The organism is Kitasatospora sp. NPDC101176, from assembly GCF_044768035.1.
Lineage (GTDB): Bacteria > Actinomycetota > Actinomycetes > Streptomycetales > Streptomycetaceae > Kitasatospora.
The window spans coordinates 379,849-402,578 of sequence record NZ_JBIWPA010000005.1; the positions used below are offsets into that span (position 1 = coordinate 379,849).

Genomic DNA, 22,730 nt, shown 5'->3' on the forward strand with positions numbered 1-22,730 from the left:
GCCCCTCTTCACGCGCCGCTCCGTACCTGTCGCCCAGCCCCAACGACAGGCCGGCCGATCCGATTCCCGCCCCGGAGAGGCGTTCGCGGCCGCGCGGAGGCCCGGAACCTGGTCCTGGCAGGGCCAGGCACGGCGGGGCGCCGAGGGGCGAGAATCACCCGTATGAGCACCCTGAGCGAGTTCCTCCGCACCCGCCGCGGCCAGCTGCGCCCCGAGGACGTCGACCTGCCCGACTACGGCGGCCGCCGCCGGGTCGCCGGGCTGCGCCGCGAGGAACTCGCCCACCTCGCAGGGGTCAGCGTCGACTACTACACCCGGCTCGAACAGGGCCGCGTCGGCAACCCGTCGGAGGCCGTCCTCGACGCCGTCGCCCGCGCCCTGCGCCTGGCCCCCGACGAGGCCGGCCACCTGCACCGCCTCGCCCGCCCCGCCGGCCGCACCGCCCGCCCCCGCCGCGCCGCGCGCCAGCAGCCCCGGCCGTCCCTGCTGCGCCTGCTGGAGCAACTCGACCACACCCCGGCCCTGGTGATGGGCCACCGGATGGACGTGCTGGCCTGGAACCGCGCCGCCGTCGCCCTCCTCGGCGACTACGCCGCGCTCGCCCCCGAGGACCGCAACATCGCGCGGATCACCTTCCTCGACCCGGCCTCGCGCGAGCTCTACGCGAACTGGGAGACCTGCTCGCGCGAGAACGTCGCCTTCCTCCACCTGGAGGCCGGCCGCCGCCCCGACGACCCCGGGCTGGCCGAACTCGTCGGTCAACTCTCCCTCCGGAGCGAGGAGTTCCGCCGGCTATGGGCCGAACACCCGGTCGCCGACAAGACCTCCGGCCGCAAGGTCTTCCAGCACCCCGTGGTCGGGCCGCTGGACCTCGTCTACGACACCCTCCGTCCCGCCGACGACCCCGGCCAGGCCTTGATCACCTACACCGCCGACCCCGGCACCCCCTCCGACGACGCCCTGCGCCTCCTCCTCTCCTGGTCCGCCCACCCCCACCCCGAGCCGCCTACCCGCGCGGCGCTGCCCGAGTCGCCGGGCCGGCCCTGAGCGGTGGTCCGGGGCCGCGCCACGCCGTGAGGCGGACGGTGCCGCGGCGTCAGGATCCCGCTGCCGCGGCGGAACCGGCGGTTGCACCGGCTGCACCGGACGTGCCGGACGGGTACCCGCGGCCACCCTGGCGCGGCGCCCCGGGCTGCCGTACCGTCCGTCCACGTGACCCTCGACCAGGCGCGGCAGGAACGGGTGAACCGGATCTTCCTGCCCGCCACCTACGCCGACGGCGTGCCGTACGGGCTGTTCCGGGAGCTGCGGGCCGAGGCGCCGGTCTGGTGGGTGGAGGAGCCCGCGGTCGGCGACTGGCCGGCCGGGCGCGGTTACTGGGCGGTGCTGCGGCACGCGGATGTGAAGCACGTGCTGCGCAGCCCCGAGCTGTACTCCTCCCACCTCGGCGCGACCCAGATCCGCGACCCGGACTCCCCGGCCGACCTGGACTTCGCCCGCGCCATGATGCTCAACCAGGACCCGCCCGACCACGCGCGGCTGCGCCGGATCGTCGCCGCCGCGTTCACCCCGCGCGCCGTGGCCGAGCTGGCCGAGGCCGTCGACGCCCGGGCCCGGGAGCTGGTCGAGGCCGTGCGACCGGCCGGCTCCGCGGACTTCGTCCGGCTCGCCGCCGACCTGCCGGTGTGGACCCTCGCCCGGGTGATGGGCGTGCCGGAACAGGACCGGGGGCTGCTGCTGGACTGGGCGAACCGGGTGATCGGCTACCAGGACGACGACTACGCGGGCTCCGGCGCCACCGACCCGGCGGGGCTGACCGCCCTCGGCCGCGCCGCCCTGGCGCACCGCCCCACCACCCGGACCGCTCCGGACGGGCGCCCCGTCAACCCGCGCTCGCGGGCCGCCCTCGCCGACATGTTCGCCTACGCGCACGCCCTGGCCCGCCGCCCCCGGTCCGGCGGCGGCATCCTCGCCCGGACCCTCGCGGCGGGCCTGGGCGCGGCGGAGTTCGAGACGATGTTCTTCCTCTTCGCCGTCGCCGGGAACGAGACCGTCCGCAACGGCCTGCCCGGCGGCCTGCACGCGCTGCTCGCCGACCCGGACCAGTACCGACTGCTGTGCGAGCGGCCCGAGTCGACGGACTCGGCGGTGGAGGAGCTGCTCCGCTACTGGCCGCCGGTCATCGACTTCCGCCGGACGGCGACCCGGGACGTCGAGCTCGGCGGTCGGTCGATCCGCCGGGGGGACAAGGTGGTGGTCTACCACGCCGCCGCGAACCGGGACGAGGCGGTGTTCCCCGAACCGGACCGCCTCGACATCACCCGCACCCCGAACGACCACGTCAGCTTCGGGTTCGGCCCGCACTTCTGCCCGGGCGCCCGACTGGCCCGCCTGCAGATGCGATCGGTGCTGCGTCACGTGGCCGAGCTGCTGCCCGGGCTGGAACCGGTGCCCGGGCGGCCGCCGCGACGGCTGGTCTCCAACTTCCAGAACGGTCTGAAGAGCCTGCCGGTCCGCTGGCCGGTCGGGTGACCGGCGGGCAGGCGGGCGGGACGGGCACGGGCCGGGTGCCGCCGGCCGGTCGCCGGGGGAGGGGTGCCGGGGGTCAGCCGGCGCAGGTCGGGCAGAGCCCCCGGTAGGTGACCTCGGCGTCGGAGACGGCGAAGCCGAAGCGCTGGTCGGCCGGGAGGTCGGCGAGCGGGTCGCCGACGGGGTGGACGTCGCGGATGGTGCCGCAGCGGGTGCAGACCAGGTGCTGGTGGGGGTGGTGGGCGTTGGGGTCGTAGCGCTTGGCGCGGCCGTCGGTGGCGACCTCGATGACCTCACCGAGGGTGACCAGCTCGCCGAGGGTGTTGTACACGGTGGCCCGGGAGATCTCGGGCAGCCGCTCGGCGGCTCTGGCGTGCACCTCGTCGGCGGTCAGGTGAACGTGTTCGCCGTCCAGGACCTCCGCCACGACACGCCGCTGCGAGGTGAGTCGCCAGCCGCGCCCGCGCAGCCGCTCCAGCAGGTCACTCATATCGGTTCACCTATTCAGGTCAATGGGAAGACCGGATTTTACCAACCGTTGTCGGCTTCTCTCCGAATCCCGATCGGATATGGGTTTGGTGTCTTTCTTGACTTGGATTGCGTCCATCGTAGGATCGGCTCCGGCGATAGCCTAGGTAGCAGAAGACACCGTGATCCGCCTTGTAGGGAAGGATTCCCATGTCTGAGAACCACGATGCAGTCGTTGTCGACGCGAAGGCGGAGGGCTGCCCGGTGAACCACGGGCGGGCACTGCACCCGACCCAGGGCGGCGGGAACCGCCAGTGGTGGCCGGAACGGCTCAACCTGAAGATCCTCGCCAAGAACCCGGCCGTCGCGAACCCGCTCGGCGGGGACTTCGACTACGCCGCGGCGTTCAGCGCGCTCGACCTCCCGGCCGTCAAACGGGACATCTCCGAGGTGCTCACCACGTCCAAGGACTGGTGGCCGGCGGACTACGGCAACTACGGCCCGTTCATGATCCGGATGGCCTGGCACAGCGCCGGCACCTACCGCATCCGCGACGGCCGTGGCGGCGCCGGCGGCGGCCAGCAGCGGTTCGCCCCGCTGAACAGCTGGCCCGACAACGCCAGCCTGGACAAGGCCCGCCGCCTCCTGTGGCCGGTGAAGAAGAAGTACGGCAGGAGCCTCTCCTGGGCCGACCTGATCGTCCTGGCCGGCAACGTGGCCCTGGAGGACATGGGCCTCACCACCTTCGGCTTCGGCGGCGGCCGCGTCGACGAGTGGGAGCCGGACGAGGACGTCTACTGGGGCCCGGAGACCACCTGGCTCGGCGACGAGCGCTACACCGGCGACCGCGAGCTGGAGAACCCGCTCGCCGCCGTCCAGATGGGCCTGATCTACGTCAACCCCGAGGGTCCCAACGGCAACCCGGACCCGATCGCCGCCGCCCGCGACATCCGCGAGACCTTCTACCGGATGGCGATGAACGACGAGGAGACCGTCGCGCTGATCGCCGGCGGCCACACCTTCGGCAAGACCCACGGCGCCGGCCCCGCGGACAACGTCGGCCCCGACCCCGAGGCCGCGCCGATCGAGCAGCAGGGCCTCGGCTGGAAGAGCTCCTACGGCACCGGCGTCGGCGGCGACGCCATCACCTCCGGCCTGGAGGGCGCCTGGACCGCCACCCCGACCACCTGGGACAACAGCTTCTTCGAGACGCTGTTCGGCTACGAGTGGGAGCTCACCAAGAGCCCCGCCGGCGCCCACCAGTGGAAGCCCAAGGACGGCGCCGGCGCGGGCACCGTCCCGGACGCGCACGACCCGGCCCGGCAGCACGCCCCGGTGATGCTCACCACCGACCTCTCGCTGCGCTTCGACCCGATCTACGAGCCGATCTCCCGGCGCTTCCTGGAGAACCCCGACCAGCTCGCCGACGCGTTCGCCCGCGCCTGGTACAAGCTCACCCACCGTGACATGGGCCCGGTGGTGCGCTACCTCGGCCCCGAGGTACCGAGCGAGGTGCTGCTGTGGCAGGACCCGCTGCCGGCCGCCACCTACCAGGCGGTCGACGCCGCCGACGTCGCCGACCTCAAGCAGCGGATCGCCGCCACCGGCCTGTCGGTGGCCGAGCTGGTCTCCACCGCCTGGGCGGCCGCCTCCTCCTTCCGCAGCAGCGACAAGCGCGGCGGTGCCAACGGCGCCCGGATCCGGCTCCAGCCGCAGATCGGCTGGGAGGTCAACGAGCCCGACCGGCTGGCCGCGGTGCTGCGCACCCTGGAGGGCGTGCAGCAGGAGTTCAACGGACGGGCCGGGGCGAAGCAGGTCTCGCTGGCCGACCTGATCGTGCTGGCGGGCGCCGTCGGTGTCGAGCAGGCCGCCGAGGCGGCCGGCCACGCCGTCGAGGTGCCGTTCACCCCGGGCCGGGTGGACGCCACCCAGGAGCTCACCGACGTCGACTCCTTCGCCGCGCTGGAGCCCACGGCCGACGGCTTCCGCAACTGGGTCGGCAAGGGCAACCGCCTGCCGGCCGAGTTCCTGCTCCTCGACAAGGCCAACCTGCTGAGCCTCAGCGCCCCCGAACTGACCGTGCTCGTTGGCGGTCTGCGGGTGCTGGGCGCCAACCACGGGCAGTCCGCGCTGGGCGTCCTCACCGACACCCCCGGGGCGCTGACGAACGACTTCTTCGTCAACCTGCTCGACCTGGACACCAGCTGGAAGGCCACGTCCGAGGACGCGCACACCTTCGAGGGCCGCGACGCGAGCGGCGCGGTCCGGTGGACCGGCAGCCGGGCCGACCTGGTCTTCGGCTCCAACTCCGAACTGCGCGCCGTCGCCGAGGTCTACGCGAGCGACGACGCCGGGGCGAAGTTCGTGACGGACTTCGTCGCGGCCTGGGCCAAGGTCATGGAGCTGGACCGGTTCGACCTGGTCTGATCGCGGTGGAGTGATCACGATCGGGTGTTGCCGGCCGGGTGACTCCGGCTGAGTGGTCACGGCCGGGTGGTCACAGCCCGGTGATCACGGCCGGGTGGTCACGGCGGTGGGTTCCCGCTCGACGCGGGACGGGGCCCGGGGGTTCGCCCCCGGGCCCCGTCGTGCGTCCGGGCGGCACGGCGGCGCGGCGGCGGGCCGGGGCGGGTGCTCAGGCGTCGTCGGCGGCCTTCCGCTCCCCGGCGGGCCCCTCCGGGGCCGCCGCAGTTCCGGTCTCCGCCGCGGCCTGCCCCTCCGCGGCCCGCTGCTCCTCGGCCTTGTGCTGGGCGGCCCGGAGCTGCTCGGTGAAGGTCTGCGCGTCGATGCGCTCGACGGTGGCCCCGTGCCCGGCGGCCAGCTCGTCGGCCGGGCCGGGGGAGGCCTCCCGGAGCTCCAGGACGAGCATGGCGCCGCCGTCCGGGACGCGCGGCGACAGCATGATCAGCCCGGCGCCGCCCTCCGTCGCGTAGTGCTCCTCGGCGGCGTTGCCGATCGCCGCGCCCGCGGCGAAGCCCAGCAGGACGCCGATCGGGCCGCCGAGCATCCCGACCAGGCCGCCGAGGACGCCGGACCCGACGGTCGTGACGCCCGCGCCCTTGGTGAAGGTGTCCCGGACCTCCAGCAGCCCGTCGGCGCTGCGCTCCAGGGCCGCCGCCTGTCGCAGGCCCGGCAGCCGCTGCGCCTCGTCGAAGGCCGGGCGCCACGCGTCGGCGCTCGGAAGGGTCAGCAGGACGACGTTGTGCTGGTCGCTCATCGCACTCCGTTCGGGCCGGGGCCGGGTGCGGCCACGGGGGTGTCCGGGTTCCCATCGTGACCCTCGGTGCCCGGCCCGGCCACAGGAGCGACGGGCGGCGGGGCCTGACCGGGCCGGGCCCGTTCGCACCAGGGGCCCGGCCGGGGCGCCCGCCGCCGCCCGGATTCCGGACAGGCCTGGGCCACCGCCGGCGGCGTCCGGCGGTCCACCCGCCCGGGCGCCCTCCTGACGGCTCCCGACGCCCTCCTGACGGCTCCCGGCGATCGCCCGAGGCAGGGTGGCCGCCCGCGTCCGGAGGACCACGTCCGCCAACTGATCGGTACCGCCGGAACCTCCCGCCGCATCCGGTCGGCGGGATCAGCGGGCTCGTCCGGATGCCCCGGCGCCCGGCCGCGCAGCCCCGGTGTCCGCGGACGCTTCCGGTGATCGGCCGCCACCAACTCGCCGTCGCCGACACGGAATCGCCCGGATCGAGTGAGACCGGCCGGGACACGCCGGGCGGCCCCGCGGACCGCTGCCAGGATCGGGGTCCGCACCGGCAGCCCGCCCCTTCGCAGAGTGCCCACCGGCACCGCTGCCGCCCCGCCACGCCCGTCCGGCGGTGAGGGCTGCCCGCGTGCGGATCCGCCGCGGCCGCAGGCCGCCGTACCAGGGAGCAGGGAGCCACCGTGTCCGAGCAGTTCGTGAAACCCGCCGAACCCCGTACCGAAGCCCCGCCGGAGCACCGGCCCGAGGAGCACCCCGCGGAACAGCCGGACGAGCACCACGAGGACCAGCACGACGACCAGCACGAGGAGGAGCTGCGCCTGCGGTTCCCCGGCGACCGCCGGGCCCGGGCCGGCGCCTCGATGTCCGCCGGCGCGATGCTGCGCCGCCTGCCCCACCTGGTGCGTCGGGCGCTGGCGCTGGCCTGGTCGGCCGACCGGGTGTCGACCGTGCTGCTGCTGGTCTGCCAGGCCCTCGCAGGCGTGTTCGGTGCGCTCGCGCTGTACGCCACCACCGGCACCCTGGACGCGCTGCTGGTGGCGGGCCCGGTGGGGGAGCACCTGCGGGTGGCCGCGCCGTCGCTGCTGCTGCTGACCGCGTCCGCGGGGCTGCGCGCCGTGCTGGGGATCGCGGTGGTCGGCCTGTCCGGCCGGGTGTCGCCGCGGATCACCCGGGAGGCGGAGCTGGCGCTGATCGCCGCCGGGTGCGCGGCCGAGCTGAAGGCGTACGACGAGCCCGCGTACAACGAGCAGTGGGAGGCCGCCGACCGCGGCGCCTCGACCACGCCCGACCTGCTGTCGAACGCCCAGGACGTGATCGCCTCCACGGTCTCGCTGGCGGCCGCGGCCGGCGTCCTGGCGACCCTCCACCCCTGGCTGGTGCCGCTGCTGCTGCTCGGCTCGGTGCCGACCGGGGTGGCCGCCGTGAGGACCGCGCGGATCCACTACCTGGCCGCGGTGACCACCAACGAGGACCGCGGGGCGCTGCGCGTCTACCGCTGGTTCCTGGTCGACAAGACCCGTGCCGACCAGGTCCGTTCGGACCAGGTCACCCCGTTCCTGATGGCGAAGTACCGCCGGGCGGAGGCCAAGATCGTCGAGGCGACCGACCGGGCCACCCGGGAGGCGGCGAAGGTGTCACTGCTGGCCGCGCTCGGCACCGGGGCGGGCCACGCGCTGATCTGGGGCGCCCTGCTCTACCTGGTGGCGAGCGGGCGGATCGACCTGGCCGCCGCCGGAACGGCCACCTTCGCGCTGCGCACCGCGTCGTCCGGCCTGCAGGGCCTGGTCGGCAACGGCGCCCGGCTCTACCGGATGGGCCTCTACCTGGACGACTACTTCACCTTCCTGGACGAGGCCGGCGGCCATCGGATCCGGCGCGGCCGGCTGCTGCCCGGAGCGCCGCGGCTGGTCGAGGTCGTGGACCTCGGCCACGTCTACCCCGGCGAGCAGCAGGAGCCGGCGCTGCGCGGCGTCAGCATGACCCTGCGGGCCGGGGAGGTGGTCGCGGTGATCGGCCAGAACGGCAGCGGGAAGTCGACGTTGCTGAAGCTGCTCGCCGGCCTCTACCTGCCGCAGTCCGGCCGGATCAGCTGGGACGGCGTGCCGGTCGAGGAGCTGGACGCCGAGGGGATGTGGGCGCGGGTGGCCCGGGTGCCGCAGGAGTTCGCCCGCTGGCCGCTCGGGGCGGCCGAGAACATCCACCTGGGGCACCTCACCGACCGGTTGATGGCGGACGTGGAGCTGGCGGCGGCCCGGACCGGCTTCGACGAGGTGGTGTCGCGGCTGCGCTCGGGCTGGCGCACCCTGCTCGCCCAGGGCTGGTGGGGCGGGGCCGAGCTGTCCGGCGGCGGCTGGCAGCGCGCGGCCGTCGCCCGGGCGCTGTACCGCACGGTGCGCAGCCCGGGTCTGCTGATCCTGGACGAGCCGACCTCGGACCTGGACCCGCGCGCCGAGCACCGCATCCTGCACGCGCTGCGCGCCCTCGCCCCCGGGCGGATCACCCTCCTCGTCACCCACAACATCGCCAACGCGGTGGTGGCCGACCGGGTGATCGTGATGGACGCCGGCCGGATCGTGCAGACCGGCACCTGGGCCGAGCTGGCCGCCTGCCCGGACGGGCTGTTCCGCGAACTGCTGGACCTCCAGCGGGACCGCGCCGTCCCCGCCCAGCGGACCGGGGAGCCGGCGTGAGGGAGGATGGCGGTATGGAGCTGAGGATCGAGGCCACCGACCTGCCGGGGCGCGAGTGCGGCGCCACCCCGGGATTCCCGGGCTACCGCGACATCCACGTCGCCGTCCAACGCCGGGGGCGCCCGGCCGAGTTGCTCGACCTGCACCCCGGTGACGCGGCGCGCGCCGGCTGGTCGCTGGAGTGCGAGGCGAGGCCGCTGCCGGGCGGCGGGGCGGACATCACCGGTCGCTACGTCCAGGGCGGCCCCGGCGGCCGGTTCGTCTACCTCAACTGGGTGACCGGGGACGGCGACGGCTGGTCGCTGTTCCGTCGGGCGAAGCTGATGCTGGCGGCGGTCGACCGGGAGACGGTCGAGGCGGCCGTGGCGGGCGGTCTGCTGGTGGCCCGGCTGCGGCTGACGGACGCCAAGGGGCACCCGCTGTGCGCCGCGGTGCGTCCGCCGCTGGTGGCCTGGTCGGCGGGGGAGCGGCCGGCGGCGGACTGACGGCGCGACGCCGAAGGGCGGTGCCGACCGGCGGGGTGCCGACCGGCGGGTGCCGGAAAGCGGGTGCCGGACGGCAGGTGCCGGAAGCGGGTGGGCCCCGCGTCGCCGCGGGGCCCACCCTTCGTGCGGTGAAGGTCAGTTGTACGTGGTGGTGACGGTCACGCCGCTGAAGCCCTGCTGCCCGTAGAGGCTGAAGTACACCCAGCCGGACGGCGGGTTGGCGACGGTGAGCGTCTCGCCGTTCCCGGCGTTGGTGGACCTGGCGAGGTTGGCGCCGGTGGTGGCCCAGGCGCCGCCGTTGTAGTACAGGTCGGCGTTGCCGGTGCCGCCGGCGGTGGTGATGGTCAGCTGCTTCACCCCGGCCGGCAGGTACAGGAAGCTGTAGCTGTAGTTGCCGGTGGTGGCGGCGACGTTGTCCCGGCGGCAGTTCTTGTCGAACTGCCGGGTGTCGGCGGCGCTGCAGAGCGGGGCCTGGTTGGTCGGCAGCGAGCCGCAGTTGTCGGCGGCGCAGGCCTTGAGCCAGGCGGCGAAGTCGGCGTCGTACGAGGTGCCGATGGTGTTCTTGAGGATGGCGCGGGCGCCGTTCCAGTCCCCGACGCGGTACTTGGCGAGCAGCGCGTCGACGTCCTGCGGGTGCGACTGGAGCATGTAACGGACGGCCAGGTAGCCCCAGTTGTAGATCCGGGTCGAGTCCGCGTTGTCGTAGGTGCTGTCGAACAGGGTGCTCAGCGCGTAGGTGCCCTTGCCGGCCTGGGCGACGGCGTCGTCGTAGTGGACGCCCCGGTAGCTGTACGAGACGTACTCGGCGAGGCCCTCGACCCACCAGATGGTGGGGGTGGTCATCCCGGCGTCGAAGTCGCCGTAGAAGTCGTAGCGGCCGTCGAGGTAGTGGGTGTACTCGTGGTTGAGGTTCCAGATCTGGAAGGACGGGCGCAGCCAGGACGCCTCGTGGGCGATGAAGCGGGCCTGGTTGCCGGCCGCGTCGGGCTTGCCCTCCTCGTACATGCCGCCGTTGTCGACCGCGATGTGGTACATCAGCCAGGCGTAGAGGCTGTAGTTGTAGTAGTCGTCGAAGACGACGACCTCGAGGCTGGTGTTGTTGTCGTTGGCGACCGGGCCGTTGTCCTTGACCACCTTGTGGAAGAACTGGTCCTGGTTGACGAGGCTGGTGCAGGTGTCGGCGAGCTGCTGCGCGGTCATGTCCTGGGCGCGGATGCGCAGGTTGGCGTTGCAGGTGTGGTCGACGGTCAGCACGAGCGGGACGAGCCGGGTCGGCAGGTCGCAGGTGCCGTAGTAGGCGCAGTTGCCGGCGTCCTTGTTCTCCGCGAACCAGACCAGGTTCATGGTGAGCGGACCGGTCGCCCCGACCAGCGGGTAGCGGTTGACCAGGTCCTTGACGATCGGGCGGCCCTGGGCCTTGAGCGCGTCGGTGACGAGCAGGTTGCCGATCTGGATGCCGATCGAGGTGACCAGGTCACCGCCGTTGAGCTGCGAGGCGTTGCGGGTGACGAACGAGGCCATGGTGGTGGCGAAGTCCGGGTCGGCCTGCAGCGCGGCGGTGAAGGCCGGCAGGTCGAAGCCGCGCGAGATGACGGTCTCGGTGTTGGCGACGGCGGTGGCCATCGAGCCGGTCCAGGTGCTGGTGTAGCCGGCCAGCAGGCGCTTGACGACGCCGGTGTAGCGGGCGTTCTCCTGGGCGCTGTCGATCAGCGTGACGGCCTCGGCGAGGGTCTGGCCGTTGGCCTCGGTGACGTCCTTGCTGTGCGGGGCGGCGAAGAACCCGTCGAGGGCGCCGCGGATCGCGCCCTGCAGGGCGGTGCCGTACTGGCCGACGACGTCCGAGTGGTACCACTGGACGTAGTAGCCGGCGCGCAGGAACAGCACCAGCTGCCCGGCCGCGGTCGAGTCGTCCCCGGGGTAGCTCGGTGCGACGTCGCGCAGGGCGTTGGCGACGGTCACCATCTGGGCCTCGTTGAAGGCGCCCCTGGCGTCGTTGCCGGTCAGCGTGAACAGCGAGTTGACGCAGTCCAGGCTCGCGGCCTTGACCTGCTGGACCAGCGCGGCGCCGGAGGTGCCGGTGAAGGCGGAGACGTCGCAGCCGGTGCCGGCCGCGGCGGCCGAGAACTGCTTCGGCGCCTTGGCGGCGGTGCCCGTGCCGACGGCACTGCCCGCGCTCGGGGCCTTGGCCTTGCCCTGGGAGTCCGCGGCCAGCGGGCGGGGGTCCTTGGGCGTGTCGGGCGACTTGGGCACGGGGATCGCCTGCGGCGCGGCCGATGCGCCGGCGGCCTTGGTGGCCGTCCTGGCGGCCGCGGCCGGGGTGGTGACCGGCGTGGAGCCGCCACCGCCGGCCGCGTGGGCCTGCGGTGCGAACAGGCCGAGTGCGAGGAAGAACGCGGCACCGAGCGCGGGCAGCTTGCGCGCCTGCGCCGTGGATATCCGGAAGGGACGCATCTGTGGGGGCCTCCGGGGCCGTTGAGGGTCGTCGTGTGGTTGGGGACACACGATCGCCTGATGTGTGACATGTAAAATGTCACAGGCTGGCGACCGGGGGAAGGCCCGGGTGTGAATTTCCGCCCGGCGAGACCGAACCGTTGTCGGGGCGGACGTGCCGTCAGGCCGGCCCCGGCGCCCGGGCGTCCCCTTCGTTCCGGTTCGACCCCTGATGACCCGCGGGAACCCGGCGGCCTCCCGTGACGCCCCGTGACGTGAGGAATAAGCAGGAGCCCATAGTTCGTTCCTGCAACTCATACGCAATAGTGTGGTGCCGGCACGATCACCACCGTTCAACCCGCCGAAAGGGGCCGTGTCCTGATGGGCACCTACTCGCTTCCCGACCTGCCGTACGACTACTCCGCACTCGAGCGGGCGATGTCGGCCGAGATCCTGGAGCTCCACCACTCCAAGCACCACGCCGCCTACGTCAAGGGCGCCAACGACACCCTGGAGCAGCTCGCCGAGGCGCGCGACAAGGACCAGCTCGGCGGCCTGGTCGGCCTGCAGAAGACCTTCGCCTTCCACCTGTCCGGCCACGTGCTGCACTCGCTGTTCTGGCAGAACCTTTCCCCGGAGGGCGGCGACCGCCCCGAGGGCGAGCTCGCCGACGCCATCACCGAGCACTTCGGCAGCTTCGAGGCCTTCAAGAAGCAGCTCACCACCGCCACCACCGGCGTCCAGGGCTCCGGCTGGGGCATCCTCTCCTGGGAGCCGCTCGGCAAGCGCCTGATCGTCGAGCAGGTCTACGACCACCACGGCAACGTCGGCCAGGGCACCACCCCGCTGCTCGCCTTCGACGCCTGGGAGCACGCGTACTACCTGCAGTACCGCAACGTCCGCCCCGACTACGTCACCCGCCTGTGGGACGTCGTCAACTGGCAGGACGTGTCGGCCCGCTTCGCGGCCGTCCAGGGCGCCTGACCCTCACCGGGTGAGCGGGAGGGCCCCGGACCGGTCGGGCGGTCCGGGGCCCTCCCCGTCGCCGGTGCCCGTCGCCCCGTCGCCCCGTCACCTCCCACGGCCCGGGGCCCGTCGTCGCCCTCCGTTCGGAACGACGCGCGAATCCGTGGAACCCCGCCGACCCGGCTCACGTCATCACCCTCGAAGAGTTCGCACACAGGCGGGGGAGCGGTCGGACGATGGACGTCAAAGCGCGCATGCAGGACCTGAGCGGCAGTCGGGTGGCCATCGCCGTGGCCGCCCTCGCCCTGACCGCCAGTGTCTGGGGGGTCGCGACCCTCACCGACTCGGACAGCGCACCCCGGCAGGACATCGCCCACGGACAGGGCTCCGCCGCCGGCGGCACCGGCGGGGACGGCTCCCACGGCGGGGACGGAGCCCAGGGCGGCGACGGCGGCACCCAGCAGGGCGGCATACCCGACGGCATAGCCCACGCCTCCGAGAGCGGAGGCAACGCCGCCAACATCACCATCGACGACGGCCCCGACCCCACCTGGACCCCGAAGGTCCTCGACGTGCTCAAGCGGCACGGCGTCAAGGCGACGTTCTGCATGATCGGCCCGCAGGCCAAGGCCCACCCCGACCTCGTCAAGCAGGTCGTCGCGGCCGGCCACCGGCTCTGCGACCACACCGTGGACCACGACACCTCCATGGACAAGAAGCCCGTCGCCTACCAGGAGAAGCAGATCCTGGACGCGAAGAAGATGATCGAGGACGCCGCGGGCGGCGCCAAGGTGCTCTACTACCGGGCCCCCGGCGGCTCGTTCACCCCCGACAGCCGGCGCATCGCCGCCGCGAACGGCCTGCGCCCGCTCGGCTGGAACGTCGACTCCAAGGACTTCGACAAGCCCGGCACCGCCACCATCGTCGCCACCGTCAAGAAGGAGATGCGCCTCGGCCCGACCATCCTCTTCCACGACGGCGGCGGCGACCGCCAGCAGACCGTCGAAGCCCTCGACCAGGTCCTCACCTGGCTGAAGGACCAGGGCCGCCCCACCGGCTTCCCCGTCCAGTCCACCCCCTGAGGCTCCGGCCTCCCCGCGGGAAGAGGCCGCACGGTCCGGCTTCATGGGGGCGTGCAGGCCTGCTGCGTTCGTCGTGCAGCAGGCCTCGGATCACGCGGGGGCGTGCTGCCGCCTAGGGCAAGGGCCACGCGTTCTCTGGGTCGTCGAGCCAGGCGGTCTGACCCTCGGCCGTGACGGTCAGGCCCAGCCGGTCCGGCCCGGGGCGGCCGTTGTCGAGCCACCACGCGTGGGCCGTCTCGACCTCCTCCCACACCCGCCGCGGACCGTGCTGCCACACCGTGTACCGCTCGGTGTTCTGCGTGCCGTCCCAGTCGACGGCCGCCCAGGAATCGCCGCTCGTCGTGGACACCCAGAGGCGGGTGTCCACATCGTCGAGGTGCGGGTCGTGGTGCCAGGCGTACCAGAGGTCACCCAGGCGATGGCCGAGCGCGAACTGGGTCTCGAACGCGGAGTCGGCGACTGCCCAGGGGGAGAGGGCGGTCGTGCACTCATCCGGGACGTGCTCGTCCATGACCACGTCCCGAAAGAGGAACAGGTCGCGGCGTTGGGTACGCATCAGCATGAAGGCGCTGTCGGGAGTGAAGCGGCCCGTGGCGGTGCCGTGGTCCTCGACGGTGAGACGGAGCAGGCCGCCACAGATCCACGGGTTCTGCCAGGGCGCGAGCACCGCACCACCGGGCCTGGTCTGGGAGACCCAGGAGTACGGGATCCGCTCGACCGAGCAGGTGGCGATCACCCGGTCGTACGGGGCTTCGGGGACCCAGCCCAGGGTTCCGTCTCCGCAGGCGACGGCCGGGGCATAGCCGGCCGTCTTGAGGTTGGAACGCGCGGCCTCCGCGACGGCGGGGTCGATCTCGACCGTGGTCACGTTCACGTCGCCCAGCCGGTGGGAGAGCAGCGCGGCGTTGAACCCGGTGCCGGTGCCGATCTCCAGGACCCGCATCCCGGCTGCGAGGTCGAGGAGTTCGAGCATCGCGAACACGATCGCCGGCGCCGAGGCCGAGGAGGACGGCAGGGCGTCGGTCAGGTCCGCCGGTTCTCGCCCGTCGTTGAGCTGTGTCACGACGGGCGCGTCCTCGTAGGCGGCCGCGAACCAGCGCTCCGGCTCCTGCTGACGGTCACAGGGGGTCAGGTCGTCGTCGATCCAGATCCGATCGGGGAGGAAGAGGTGGCGCGGCGTAGCCTCGGCAGCCCTGCGCCACTCGGGAGCCACCTCGTGCCCGAGGAAGTGGGTGACGGCCCGGAGCAGGCCGGACGTGCCGGCCTGCTCCGGGACGCTCCGGTCAGTGGTCACTTGCCCTTGCCGCCCGCCTTTCCGTGCTTGCCGGTCTTCGAACCGGACGAGGTGTCCGGGTTCGACGTGGCCGTGCCGAAGTCCTTCTTGCCCGCATGGCTCCCCTGGCCGCCGTCATTGGCGCCACTGCCGCCTCCGGAGCTCCCGCCCTTGCCGGTTCCCCATCCCATGGGTGCCTCCTACCTGATGGGCGTGACGGTCGTGGTCGTGGTGCTGCCGGCCCTACCGCTGACCGGGAACACCGGCCCCGGTCCGGGCGGTGCCGGAGGCGAGGGCGGTTTGGGCGGGGGAGTGCTCATGACGATGCTCCTCATGCTGACGCGGTCGATTGCCATGACCGATGCAGCGCCGGCGAGTTGGGTGCAGGGCGCCGAGAGGCGCTCGTGCAGCGGTCACTCCTCCAGGATCGGGTCACTGACCGTGAATGCCGATATCCAAGGGGTAATCTCACTCTGGGATGGATCGACCGACAGGGGCGCACCCCATGGGAACCGCACTCGAGCCGATCAGGCTGCCCGACCTGGCCTGGCAGAACGAGCAGGCGCGGCACGCACTGCGCGACCGTGACGTTGCCGCTCTGTTCCGCTACGTGCAGCACCACAGCGGGGCAAGTCAGGCCCGCCTGGCGGTCCAGGTGGGAATGACGCAAGGCCGGGTGAACGAGATCATCAACGGTCGCCGACTGGTCACGAAGATGGAGGTCTTCGAGCGGATCGCCGACGGACTCAACCTCCCGGACGACGCGCGCCGTCTCATGGGCCTGGCGCCGAGATCGGACCGTCGACGTGTTCCCGGAACGGCTTTCGACCTGGCCGCGTTTCCCGAAATCGTGCGCGTATACAGCGAACAGGCGTCGGCGACCGCCGAGATCCAGCAGGCGGCGAGGTCGGCAACCGAACTGGACGTCCTTGCCGTTCGCGGCCTTGGCCTCCTCGCCCTACGAGACTCCTTGCTGCGCCGACACCTGGGCGGCGACGGTGAGTCCGCGCCCCGCCTACGGGTATTGCTCCTGGATCCGGAGTCGCCGGCCGTTGCCGTTCGGGCGGCCGAGATCGGCGAGTCCACTGCCTCCCTCGTCGGAGGTATCCGGCTGGCAGAAGCCCGACTGCGGGAGCTCTCCCGGGTCGGGCGGGTCGAGCTGTACCGGTACTGCACCCTCCCGGTGTGGCGGACCATCAGGCTGGATCGCACGCTCTTCGTCGGATCGTTCGACGCGGATTGGGAAGGGCACGAGTCGGCAACCTATAAGGTGCTGCCCACCCCGCACGGTCCCCTCTACCGGGGTTGGCGTCGCCAGTTCGAGGTGATGGTGGACAGTGCCGAGCGCGTGTTCTGACGGAGGGAGCATCATGGCGATCGAGGCGGAGCTCAAGGCGGTCGTTCGCGACCCGGAGGGCGTGCTCGAGCAGCTCGAGGATCGCTACGGTGCGGGTCGGGCGGAGGTCTACCGCGACACGTACTACGACGTGCCGGACGGGAGCCTGATGGGGGCCGACCGCGAGCTGCGGATCCGTACGGTGCACAGCCCGGACGCCACGCGTACCGTGCTCACCTACAAGGGCGCCCGGGTGGACGAGGCCTCCGGGTCGAAGCCGGAGGCGGAGACCAGGGTCGAGGATGCCGACGCGATCCACGAGATCGTGCGGGGCCTGGGCTTCGTTCCGCGGATCGCCTTCGAGAAGCGGTGTCGCAACTACGGTTTCCGGCGTGACGGGCGCGGTCTGCTGGCCACCCTCGTCCGTGTACCGGAGCTGGACGGTGCGACGTTCATCGAGGTGGAGACGCTGGCTGCCGCGGAGGCGGACCTCGTGCCGGCGCTCGGTTCGGTCCGTGCCGTCCTGGCCGAACTAGGTATCGGGGAAGAGGACTTGACCAGCGAGTTGTATACGGATGCCGTTGCGGCGGCGAGGCCGGTCTGACCGCATGGTGCCGTCACGCCGCGCCTCCCGCGGTCGGGGGGCGGGGCGGCACAAGGCCGTCCAGGAGCGCCCGGCCCGGTCCGGTGGCCTCTGTGGCCTACGGTTGCGGCCCTTGTGGCCACGGTGCCGTGACCGGCGCCTCCAGGGTGGCCTTCATGACCTGGGCGCCGCGGGTGACCCGGAGGCGGACCTGGTCGGCCAGCTCGTGCGGGAGGACGTCGGTGGTCCAGACGAGGCGGCAGCGGGCGTCGTCCTCGGTGACGACCTGGAAGGAGGCGTGGTGGTGGGTGAGGGGGAGGGTGAAGCCCTCGACGGCGGAGTACGCGAGGCGGCGCAGGGCGTCGTCGACGCTGACGATCAGCTCGCGGATGACCGTGCCGCCGGGCATGGTGAGGTGCCGTACGTCTCCCTCGACGCGGGTGTCGAGGACGTAGCCGGGGATGAGTCGCCGGTGGACGGCTCCGACGTCCCGGACGGCGTCCCAGACCCGGTCCGCGGGGGCGTCGACCGGGACGTCCCGGACGATGGTGGCCACGTGCTATGCCCCCTGGTGCCCGGTGCCGAAGAAGCCGTCGAGGAGCTGCTGCGCGGCCAGCCCGGCCGGTAGGGTGCCGGCCCGGACCCGAGACTCCAACTCGGGCGCGAGGCGCTGCACTTCGGGGTGTTCGTGCAGCCGTGCGAAGAGCTGGTCGTGGACCATGGACCAGGTCCACTCGACCTGCTGCTCCCGCCGCTTCGCCGCCAGCGCGCCGGTGGCGTCCAGCACCTTGCGGTGCTGCTGCAGCCGTTCCCACAGCACGTCGAGGCCGGCGCCGTCGCGCCCGCTGCAGGTGAGGACGGGCGGGGTCCACGCGGCGTCCGGGGGCTGCAACAGCCTGAGGGCGCCGGAGAGTTCGCGGGCGGCGGCCTTGGCGTCGGTTTCGTGCGGGCCGTCGGCCTTGTTCACGGCGATGACGTCCGCGAGCTCCAGCACGCCCTTCTTGATGCCCTGCAGCTGGTCGCCGGTGCGGGCCAGGCTGAGCAGCAGGAAGGTGTCGACCATTCCCGCCACCGTCGTCTCGGACTGGCCGACGCCGACCGTCTCGATCAGCACCACGTCGTAGCCGGCGGCCTCCATGACCACCATGGACTCCCGGGTGGCCTTGGCGACGCCGCCGAGCGTCCCGGAGGTCGGCGAGGGGCGGACGAAGGCGTGCGGGTCGACGGCGAGGCGTTCCATCCGGGTCTTGTCGCCGAGGATGGAGCCGCCGGTGCGGCTGGACGTCGGGTCGACGGCGAGGACCGCGACCCGGTGGCCCTGCCCGGTGAGCATGGTGCCGAAGGAGTCGATGAAGGTGGACTTGCCGACGCCGGGCACGCCGGTGATGCCGACCCGGACGGCTCCTCCCGCGTGCGGGAGGAGCCGCTGGAGCAGCTGCTGGGCGAGCGCCCGGTGGTCGGGCCGGCTGGACTCGACGAGGGTGACGGCGCGTGCGATCCAGGCGCGTGAGCCGTCCAGGACACCGTCGGCGTACTGGTCGAGGTCGATCGTCCGGGGTGGCATCGGGTCAGCGGCTCACAGCTCGTGGCCGAGGTCGGCCGCCAGCGACTTCAGCAGGTCGTAGGCGGCGTCGGGGATGACGGTGCCGGGCGGGAAGACGGCCGCCGCGCCGGCCTCGTACAGCGCGTCGAAGTCCTGCGGGGGGATGACCCCGCCGACGACGATGGTGATGTCCTCCCGGCCGGCCTCGGCGAGCGCGGTGCGCAGCGCGGGGACGAGGGTGAGGTGCCCGGCGGCCAGCGAGGAGACGCCGACGATGTGGACGTCGGCCTCGACGGCCTGGCGGGCGACCTCGTCCGGGGTCTGGAACAGCGGGCCGACGTCGACGGTGAAGCCGAGGTCGGCGAAGGCGGTGGCGATGACCTTCTGACCGCGGTCGTGCCCGTCCTGGCCCATCTTGGCGACCAGGATGCGCGGGCGGCGGCCCTCGGCGCGCTCGAACCGCTCGACGAGGTCGCGGGTGCGCTGGAGGGGGGCGGAGGGGCCGGCTTCGTCTCGGTACACACCGGAGATGGTACGGATCTGGCCGGAGTGGCGGCCGTACACCTTCTCGAGGGCGTCGGAGATCTCGCCGACGGTGGCCTTGGCGCGGGCGGCGTTGACGGCCAGGTGCAGCAGGTTGCCGTCGAGGGAGCCGCCGCGCTGCGGGCCGGCCTCGGCGGCGCGGGTCAGGGCGCGCAGCGCGTCCTGGGTGGCGGCCTCGTCGCGTTCCTCGCGGAGCCGCCGCAGCTTCTCGACCTGGCGGGCGCGCACCGAGGAGTTGTCGACCTTGAGGACCTCGATCTGCTCGTCGCTGTCGACCCGGTACTTGTTGACGCCGATGACGGGCTGGCGGCCGGAGTCGATGCGGGCCTGGGTGCGGGCGGCGGCCTCCTCGACGCGGAGCTTGGGGATGCCCGCGTCGATGGCCTTGGCCATGCCGCCGGCGGCCTCGACCTCCTGGATGTGCTCCCAGGCCCGGCGGGCCAGGTCGTGGGTGAGCTTCTCGACGTACGCGGAGCCGCCCCACGGGTCGATGACGCGGCAGGTGCCGGACTCCTGCTGGAGCAGCAGCTGGGTGTTGCGCGCGATGCGGGCGGAGAAGTCGGTGGGCAGCGCGAGTGCCTCGTCGAGGGCGTTGGTGTGCAGCGACTGGGTGTGCCCCTGGGTCGCGGCCATCGCCTCGACGCAGGTGCGGGTGACGTTGTTGAACACGTCCTGGGCGGTGAGCGACCAGCCGGAGGTCTGCGAGTGGGTGCGCAGGGACAGCGACTTGGCGTTCTTGGGGTCGAACTGCTTGACCAGCTTGGCCCAGAGCAGCCGGGCCGCGCGGAGCTTGGCGACCTCCATGAAGAAGTTCATGCCGATCGCCCAGAAGAACGACAGCCGCGGCGCGAAGGCGTCCACGTCCAGGCCGACGTCCAGGCCGGCGCGCAGGTACTCGACGCCGTCGGCCAGGGTGTAGGCGAGCTCCAGGTCGGCGGTGGCCCCGGCCTCCTGGATGTGGTAGCCGGAGATGGAGATCGAGTTGTACCGGGGCATCTTCTGCGAGGTGTACGCGAAGATGTCCGAGATGATCCGCATCGACGGCTGCGGCGGGTAGATGTAGGTGTTGCGGACCATGAACTCCTTGAGGATGTCGTTCTGGATGGTCCCGGCCAGCTTCTCGGGCGGTACGCCCTGTTCCTCGGCGGCCACGATGTACAGCGCGAGAACGGGCAGCACGGCGCCGTTCATGGTCATCGACACCGACATCCGGTCGAGCGGGATGCCGTCGAAGAGCTGGCGCATGTCGTAGATGGAGTCGATGGCGACGCCCGCCATGCCGACGTCGCCGGTGACGCGCGGGTGGTCGCTGTCGTAGCCGCGGTGGGTCGGCAGGTCGAAGGCGACGGAGAGGCCCTTCTGGCCGGCCGCGAGGTTGCGGCGGTAGAAGGCGTTGGACTCCTCGGCGGTGGAGAAGCCGGCGTACTGGCGGACGGTCCACGGCTGGTTGACGTACATGGTCGGGTAGGGCCCGCGCAGGTACGGGGCGACGCCCGGGTAGGTCTGCAGGAAGTCGAGCCCGTCGAGGTCGGCCGGGGTGTAGAGCGGCTTGACGCCGATGCCCTCGGGGGTGTCCCAGGTGAGCTCGTCGACGTCCTTGCCGGTGGACTGCCGCCAGGCGGCCTGCCACTGCTCGTCGGTGACGTCCGGGGCGGTGTCGCCGTCCAGCCCGATTCCGGTGAAGTCGGGGATCATCACGCCACCTTGCTCTCGTCGGTGATCTCGTTCAGCAGTCCGGTCAGCGTGGCGACGGCGTCGCCGCCCGCGAAGACGAAGTCGTCGACGCCGGCGGGGGCGGTGGCGGGCCGGCCGGCCAGCAGCACCCTGCGGGCGCCCGCCTCCCTGAGGGCGGCCGCGACGGCCTCGGCGTGTTCGCCGTACAGCGCGTCGCTGGAGCAGAGGCAGGCGACGGTGGCGCCGGAGGCGGTGAAGGCCGCGGCGAGGGCGGCCGGGTCGACGCCCTCGGCGGCGGTGGTCGCGATGCCGCCGGCCTGGAACAGGTTGGCGGCGAAGGTGGTGCGCGCGGTGTGGGCGGCGGCGGTGCCGATGGAGGCGAGGAACAGCGCGGGCCGGGCGCCGGTGGCGGCGAGGTGGGCGTCGGAGCGGTCCCGCAGGGCCTCGTAGGCCTCGGCGCGGCGCACCTGCGGCAGGCCGCCGCCGGGGGCGGCCGGGGCCGGGCGGCGGACCAGCGGCTGCTCGTCGAGGTGGGGGAACTCGCTGACGCCGGTGACGGGTTCGCGCCGCTTGGCGAGCTTGACGGAGCGCTGCGCCCAGGTCGCGGCGATCCGCTCGCCGACCAGGCCGGAGACGAGCGCGGCCTGCTGGCCGCCGGCCTGCTCGATCTCCTGGAACCAGGCCCAGGCGGCCCGGGCGAGCTCCTCGCCGAGCTGTTCGACGTACCAGGAGCCGCCGGCCGGGTCGATCACCCGGGCCAGGTGGGACTCCTCCAGCAGGATCGACTGGGTGTTGCGGGCGATCCTGCGGGCGAAGGCGTCCGGCAGTCCGAGGGCGCTGTCGAAGGGCAGCACGGTGACGGCGTCGGCGCCGCCGACGCCGGCGGCGAGGCAGGCGACGGTGGTGCGCAGCATGTTCACCCACGGGTCGCGGGCGGTCATCATCACCCGGGAGGTGACGGCGTGCTGGCGCTGCGCGGAGGCCTCGGGGGAGGCGCCGGACACCTCGGCGACGCGGGCCCAGAGGCGGCGCGCGGCGCGGAACTTGGCGATGGTGAGGAACTGGTCGGCGTCGGCGGCGTAGCGGAACTCCAGCTGGCCGAGCGCGGCGTCGACGGACAGCCCGGCGGCGGTGAGCGCGCGCAGGTAGGCGACGCCGGTGGCGAGGGCGCAGCCGAGCTCCTGCGCGGGGGAGGCGCCGGCCTCGTGGTAGGGCAGGGCGTCGACGGTCAGCGCCCGCAGGCCGGGGTGGTCGGCGGCGCAGCGGGTGGCGAGGGCGGTGGCCTCGGCGAGCAGCGCGGCGGTGCGCCCGGTGTCGCCGGTGCGGGCCTGGAGGCCGAGCGGGTCGGCGCCGAGGCTGCCGGTGGCGGCGCCGGGGGAGACCTCGCGCTCCTGGTACAGGGTGAACAACTGCTCGGCGGCAGCGGTGAATTCGGGTCCGGCGTCGAGGACGACGGCGGCCAGGTCCAGGTACACGCCGGTGAGGGCCTCGGGCAGGGCGGTGACCGGGAGGGCGTCGCCGCCGATCTCCAGCCAGAGCGAGCCGACGCCGTTCTCGAGGTCGGCGAGGACGGCCTCGTTGGTGCGGGTGCGGTCCGGGTCGGCGTGCCGCTGGCGGACGTCCCAGCCGGAGACGGCGGAGCCCTGCGGCCGGCCGCCGCGCACGAAGGGCGCGAAGCCCGGGTAGCCGGGCTCGGCGGAGGTGTCGTCGGCGGTGTACAGCGGCCGGGCGCGCAGCCCGTCCGGGAGCTCGGTGGTGAGCGCCTGCTCGGCGGCGGGGCCGTCCGCGGGCTGTGCGCCGGACTTGCGCAGCACGCCCTCGACGAGCTGCTGCCACTGCTCACGGTGCGCGGCCGGGAACTCGGCGGCGAGGGGGAGCCCTTCGGGCGGGACCTTCATGTCCGCAGGTTAGCGCTCGTTCGCA

General features: G+C 73.1%; 18 protein-coding genes. 9 read left to right on the plus strand and 9 right to left on the minus strand.

The window, feature by feature from the left end:
• Positions 1 to 162 precede the first annotated feature (162 nt).
• Both ACIRS1_RS11385 and ACIRS1_RS11390 read left to right on the plus strand, forming a co-directional pair.
• The gene (locus ACIRS1_RS11385) at positions 163 to 1,047 is read left to right on the plus strand and encodes a helix-turn-helix domain-containing protein (RefSeq protein WP_402838583.1); all 885 of its coding nucleotides are present in this window, start codon (positions 163 to 165) and stop codon (positions 1,045 to 1,047) included.
• Positions 1,048 to 1,212: 165 nt separating this feature from the next.
• Complete coding sequence (locus ACIRS1_RS11390; protein ID WP_402838585.1) at positions 1,213 to 2,532, plus strand: cytochrome P450; 1,320 nt, start codon at positions 1,213 to 1,215, stop codon at positions 2,530 to 2,532.
• Between the two features lie 73 nt (positions 2,533 to 2,605).
• On the opposite strand, the gene ACIRS1_RS11395 is transcribed toward ACIRS1_RS11390, so the two are convergent.
• Positions 2,606 to 3,019 carry a Fur family transcriptional regulator gene (locus ACIRS1_RS11395; protein ID WP_360214826.1) on the minus strand — a complete coding sequence of 138 codons (414 nt, stop codon included), beginning with the start codon at positions 3,017 to 3,019 and terminating at the stop codon, positions 2,606 to 2,608.
• Between the two features lie 188 nt (positions 3,020 to 3,207).
• On the opposite strand from ACIRS1_RS11395, the gene katG reads away from it, so the two are divergent.
• Entirely contained in the window at positions 3,208 to 5,424 is a 2,217-nt protein-coding gene (katG, locus tag ACIRS1_RS11400) for a catalase/peroxidase HPI (RefSeq protein WP_402838587.1), read from the plus strand.
• A gap of 208 nt (positions 5,425 to 5,632) precedes the next feature.
• On the opposite strand, the gene ACIRS1_RS11405 is transcribed toward katG, so the two are convergent.
• Positions 5,633 to 6,214 (minus strand): histidine kinase, encoded by a 582-nt coding sequence (locus ACIRS1_RS11405; RefSeq protein ID WP_402838589.1) that lies wholly within the window; start codon positions 6,212 to 6,214, stop codon positions 5,633 to 5,635.
• A 668-nt stretch (positions 6,215 to 6,882) separates the two neighbouring features.
• Here ACIRS1_RS11405 and ACIRS1_RS11410 point away from each other — a divergent pair.
• Entirely contained in the window at positions 6,883 to 8,892 is a 2,010-nt protein-coding gene (locus ACIRS1_RS11410; RefSeq protein WP_402838591.1) for an ATP-binding cassette domain-containing protein, read from the plus strand.
• Between the two features lie 14 nt (positions 8,893 to 8,906).
• Positions 8,907 to 9,377, plus strand: a complete 471-nt coding sequence (locus ACIRS1_RS11415; protein ID WP_360214814.1) for a DUF5990 family protein — start codon at positions 8,907 to 8,909, stop codon at positions 9,375 to 9,377.
• 135 nt (positions 9,378 to 9,512) lie between these two features.
• Here ACIRS1_RS11415 and ACIRS1_RS11420 read toward each other — a convergent pair whose 3' ends face one another.
• The gene (locus tag ACIRS1_RS11420) at positions 9,513 to 11,828 is read right to left on the minus strand and encodes a M9 family metallopeptidase (RefSeq protein ID WP_402838593.1); all 2,316 of its coding nucleotides are present in this window, start codon (positions 11,826 to 11,828) and stop codon (positions 9,513 to 9,515) included.
• 360 nt (positions 11,829 to 12,188) lie between these two features.
• Here ACIRS1_RS11420 and ACIRS1_RS11425 point away from each other — a divergent pair, with 360 nt between their 5' ends.
• Both ACIRS1_RS11425 and ACIRS1_RS11430 read left to right on the plus strand, forming a co-directional pair.
• Positions 12,189 to 12,791, plus strand: coding sequence for a superoxide dismutase (locus tag ACIRS1_RS11425; RefSeq protein ID WP_387899865.1), 603 nt, complete (start codon positions 12,189 to 12,191; stop codon positions 12,789 to 12,791).
• A 218-nt stretch (positions 12,792 to 13,009) separates the two neighbouring features.
• Positions 13,010 to 13,855, plus strand: a complete 846-nt coding sequence (locus tag ACIRS1_RS11430) for a polysaccharide deacetylase family protein (RefSeq protein ID WP_402838596.1) — start codon at positions 13,010 to 13,012, stop codon at positions 13,853 to 13,855.
• Positions 13,856 to 13,967: 112 nt separating this feature from the next.
• Here the strand turns inward: ACIRS1_RS11430 and ACIRS1_RS11435 are convergent, their stop codons facing one another.
• A complete protein-coding gene (locus tag ACIRS1_RS11435) occupies positions 13,968 to 15,149 on the minus strand; it encodes a methyltransferase domain-containing protein (protein ID WP_402838598.1) in 1,182 nt (393 codons plus the stop codon).
• Positions 15,146 to 15,319, minus strand: a complete 174-nt coding sequence (locus ACIRS1_RS11440) for a hypothetical protein (RefSeq protein ID WP_360214799.1) — start codon at positions 15,317 to 15,319, stop codon at positions 15,146 to 15,148. The genes ACIRS1_RS11435 and ACIRS1_RS11440 overlap by 4 nt, the downstream gene beginning before the upstream one ends.
• 314 nt (positions 15,320 to 15,633) lie before the next feature.
• Here ACIRS1_RS11440 and ACIRS1_RS11445 point away from each other — a divergent pair, with 314 nt between their 5' ends.
• Positions 15,634 to 16,485, plus strand: a complete 852-nt coding sequence (locus ACIRS1_RS11445; RefSeq protein WP_360214796.1) for a helix-turn-helix transcriptional regulator — start codon at positions 15,634 to 15,636, stop codon at positions 16,483 to 16,485.
• A 13-nt stretch (positions 16,486 to 16,498) separates the two neighbouring features.
• The gene (gene cyaB / locus ACIRS1_RS11450; RefSeq protein WP_396317236.1) at positions 16,499 to 17,068 is read left to right on the plus strand and encodes a class IV adenylate cyclase; all 570 of its coding nucleotides are present in this window, start codon (positions 16,499 to 16,501) and stop codon (positions 17,066 to 17,068) included.
• Between the two features lie 97 nt (positions 17,069 to 17,165).
• Here cyaB and ACIRS1_RS11455 read toward each other — a convergent pair whose 3' ends face one another.
• From ACIRS1_RS11455 to ACIRS1_RS11470, 4 genes are read right to left on the minus strand one after another with little or no spacing between them, the layout of a single operon-like run.
• Entirely contained in the window at positions 17,166 to 17,603 is a 438-nt protein-coding gene (locus ACIRS1_RS11455; protein ID WP_402838599.1) for an SRPBCC family protein, read from the minus strand.
• Positions 17,604 to 17,606: 3 nt separating this feature from the next.
• Entirely contained in the window at positions 17,607 to 18,611 is a 1,005-nt protein-coding gene (gene meaB, locus ACIRS1_RS11460; protein ID WP_402838601.1) for a methylmalonyl Co-A mutase-associated GTPase MeaB, read from the minus strand.
• Positions 18,612 to 18,623: 12 nt separating this feature from the next.
• Positions 18,624 to 20,831: a methylmalonyl-CoA mutase gene (gene scpA / locus ACIRS1_RS11465; protein WP_402838602.1), complete on the minus strand. Its 2,208-nt coding sequence runs from the start codon at positions 20,829 to 20,831 to the stop codon at positions 18,624 to 18,626.
• Complete coding sequence (locus tag ACIRS1_RS11470) at positions 20,828 to 22,705, minus strand: methylmalonyl-CoA mutase family protein (RefSeq protein WP_402838604.1); 1,878 nt, start codon at positions 22,703 to 22,705, stop codon at positions 20,828 to 20,830. Before ACIRS1_RS11470 ends, scpA begins: the two co-directional genes overlap by 4 nt.
• Positions 22,706 to 22,730: the final 25 nt, after the last annotated feature.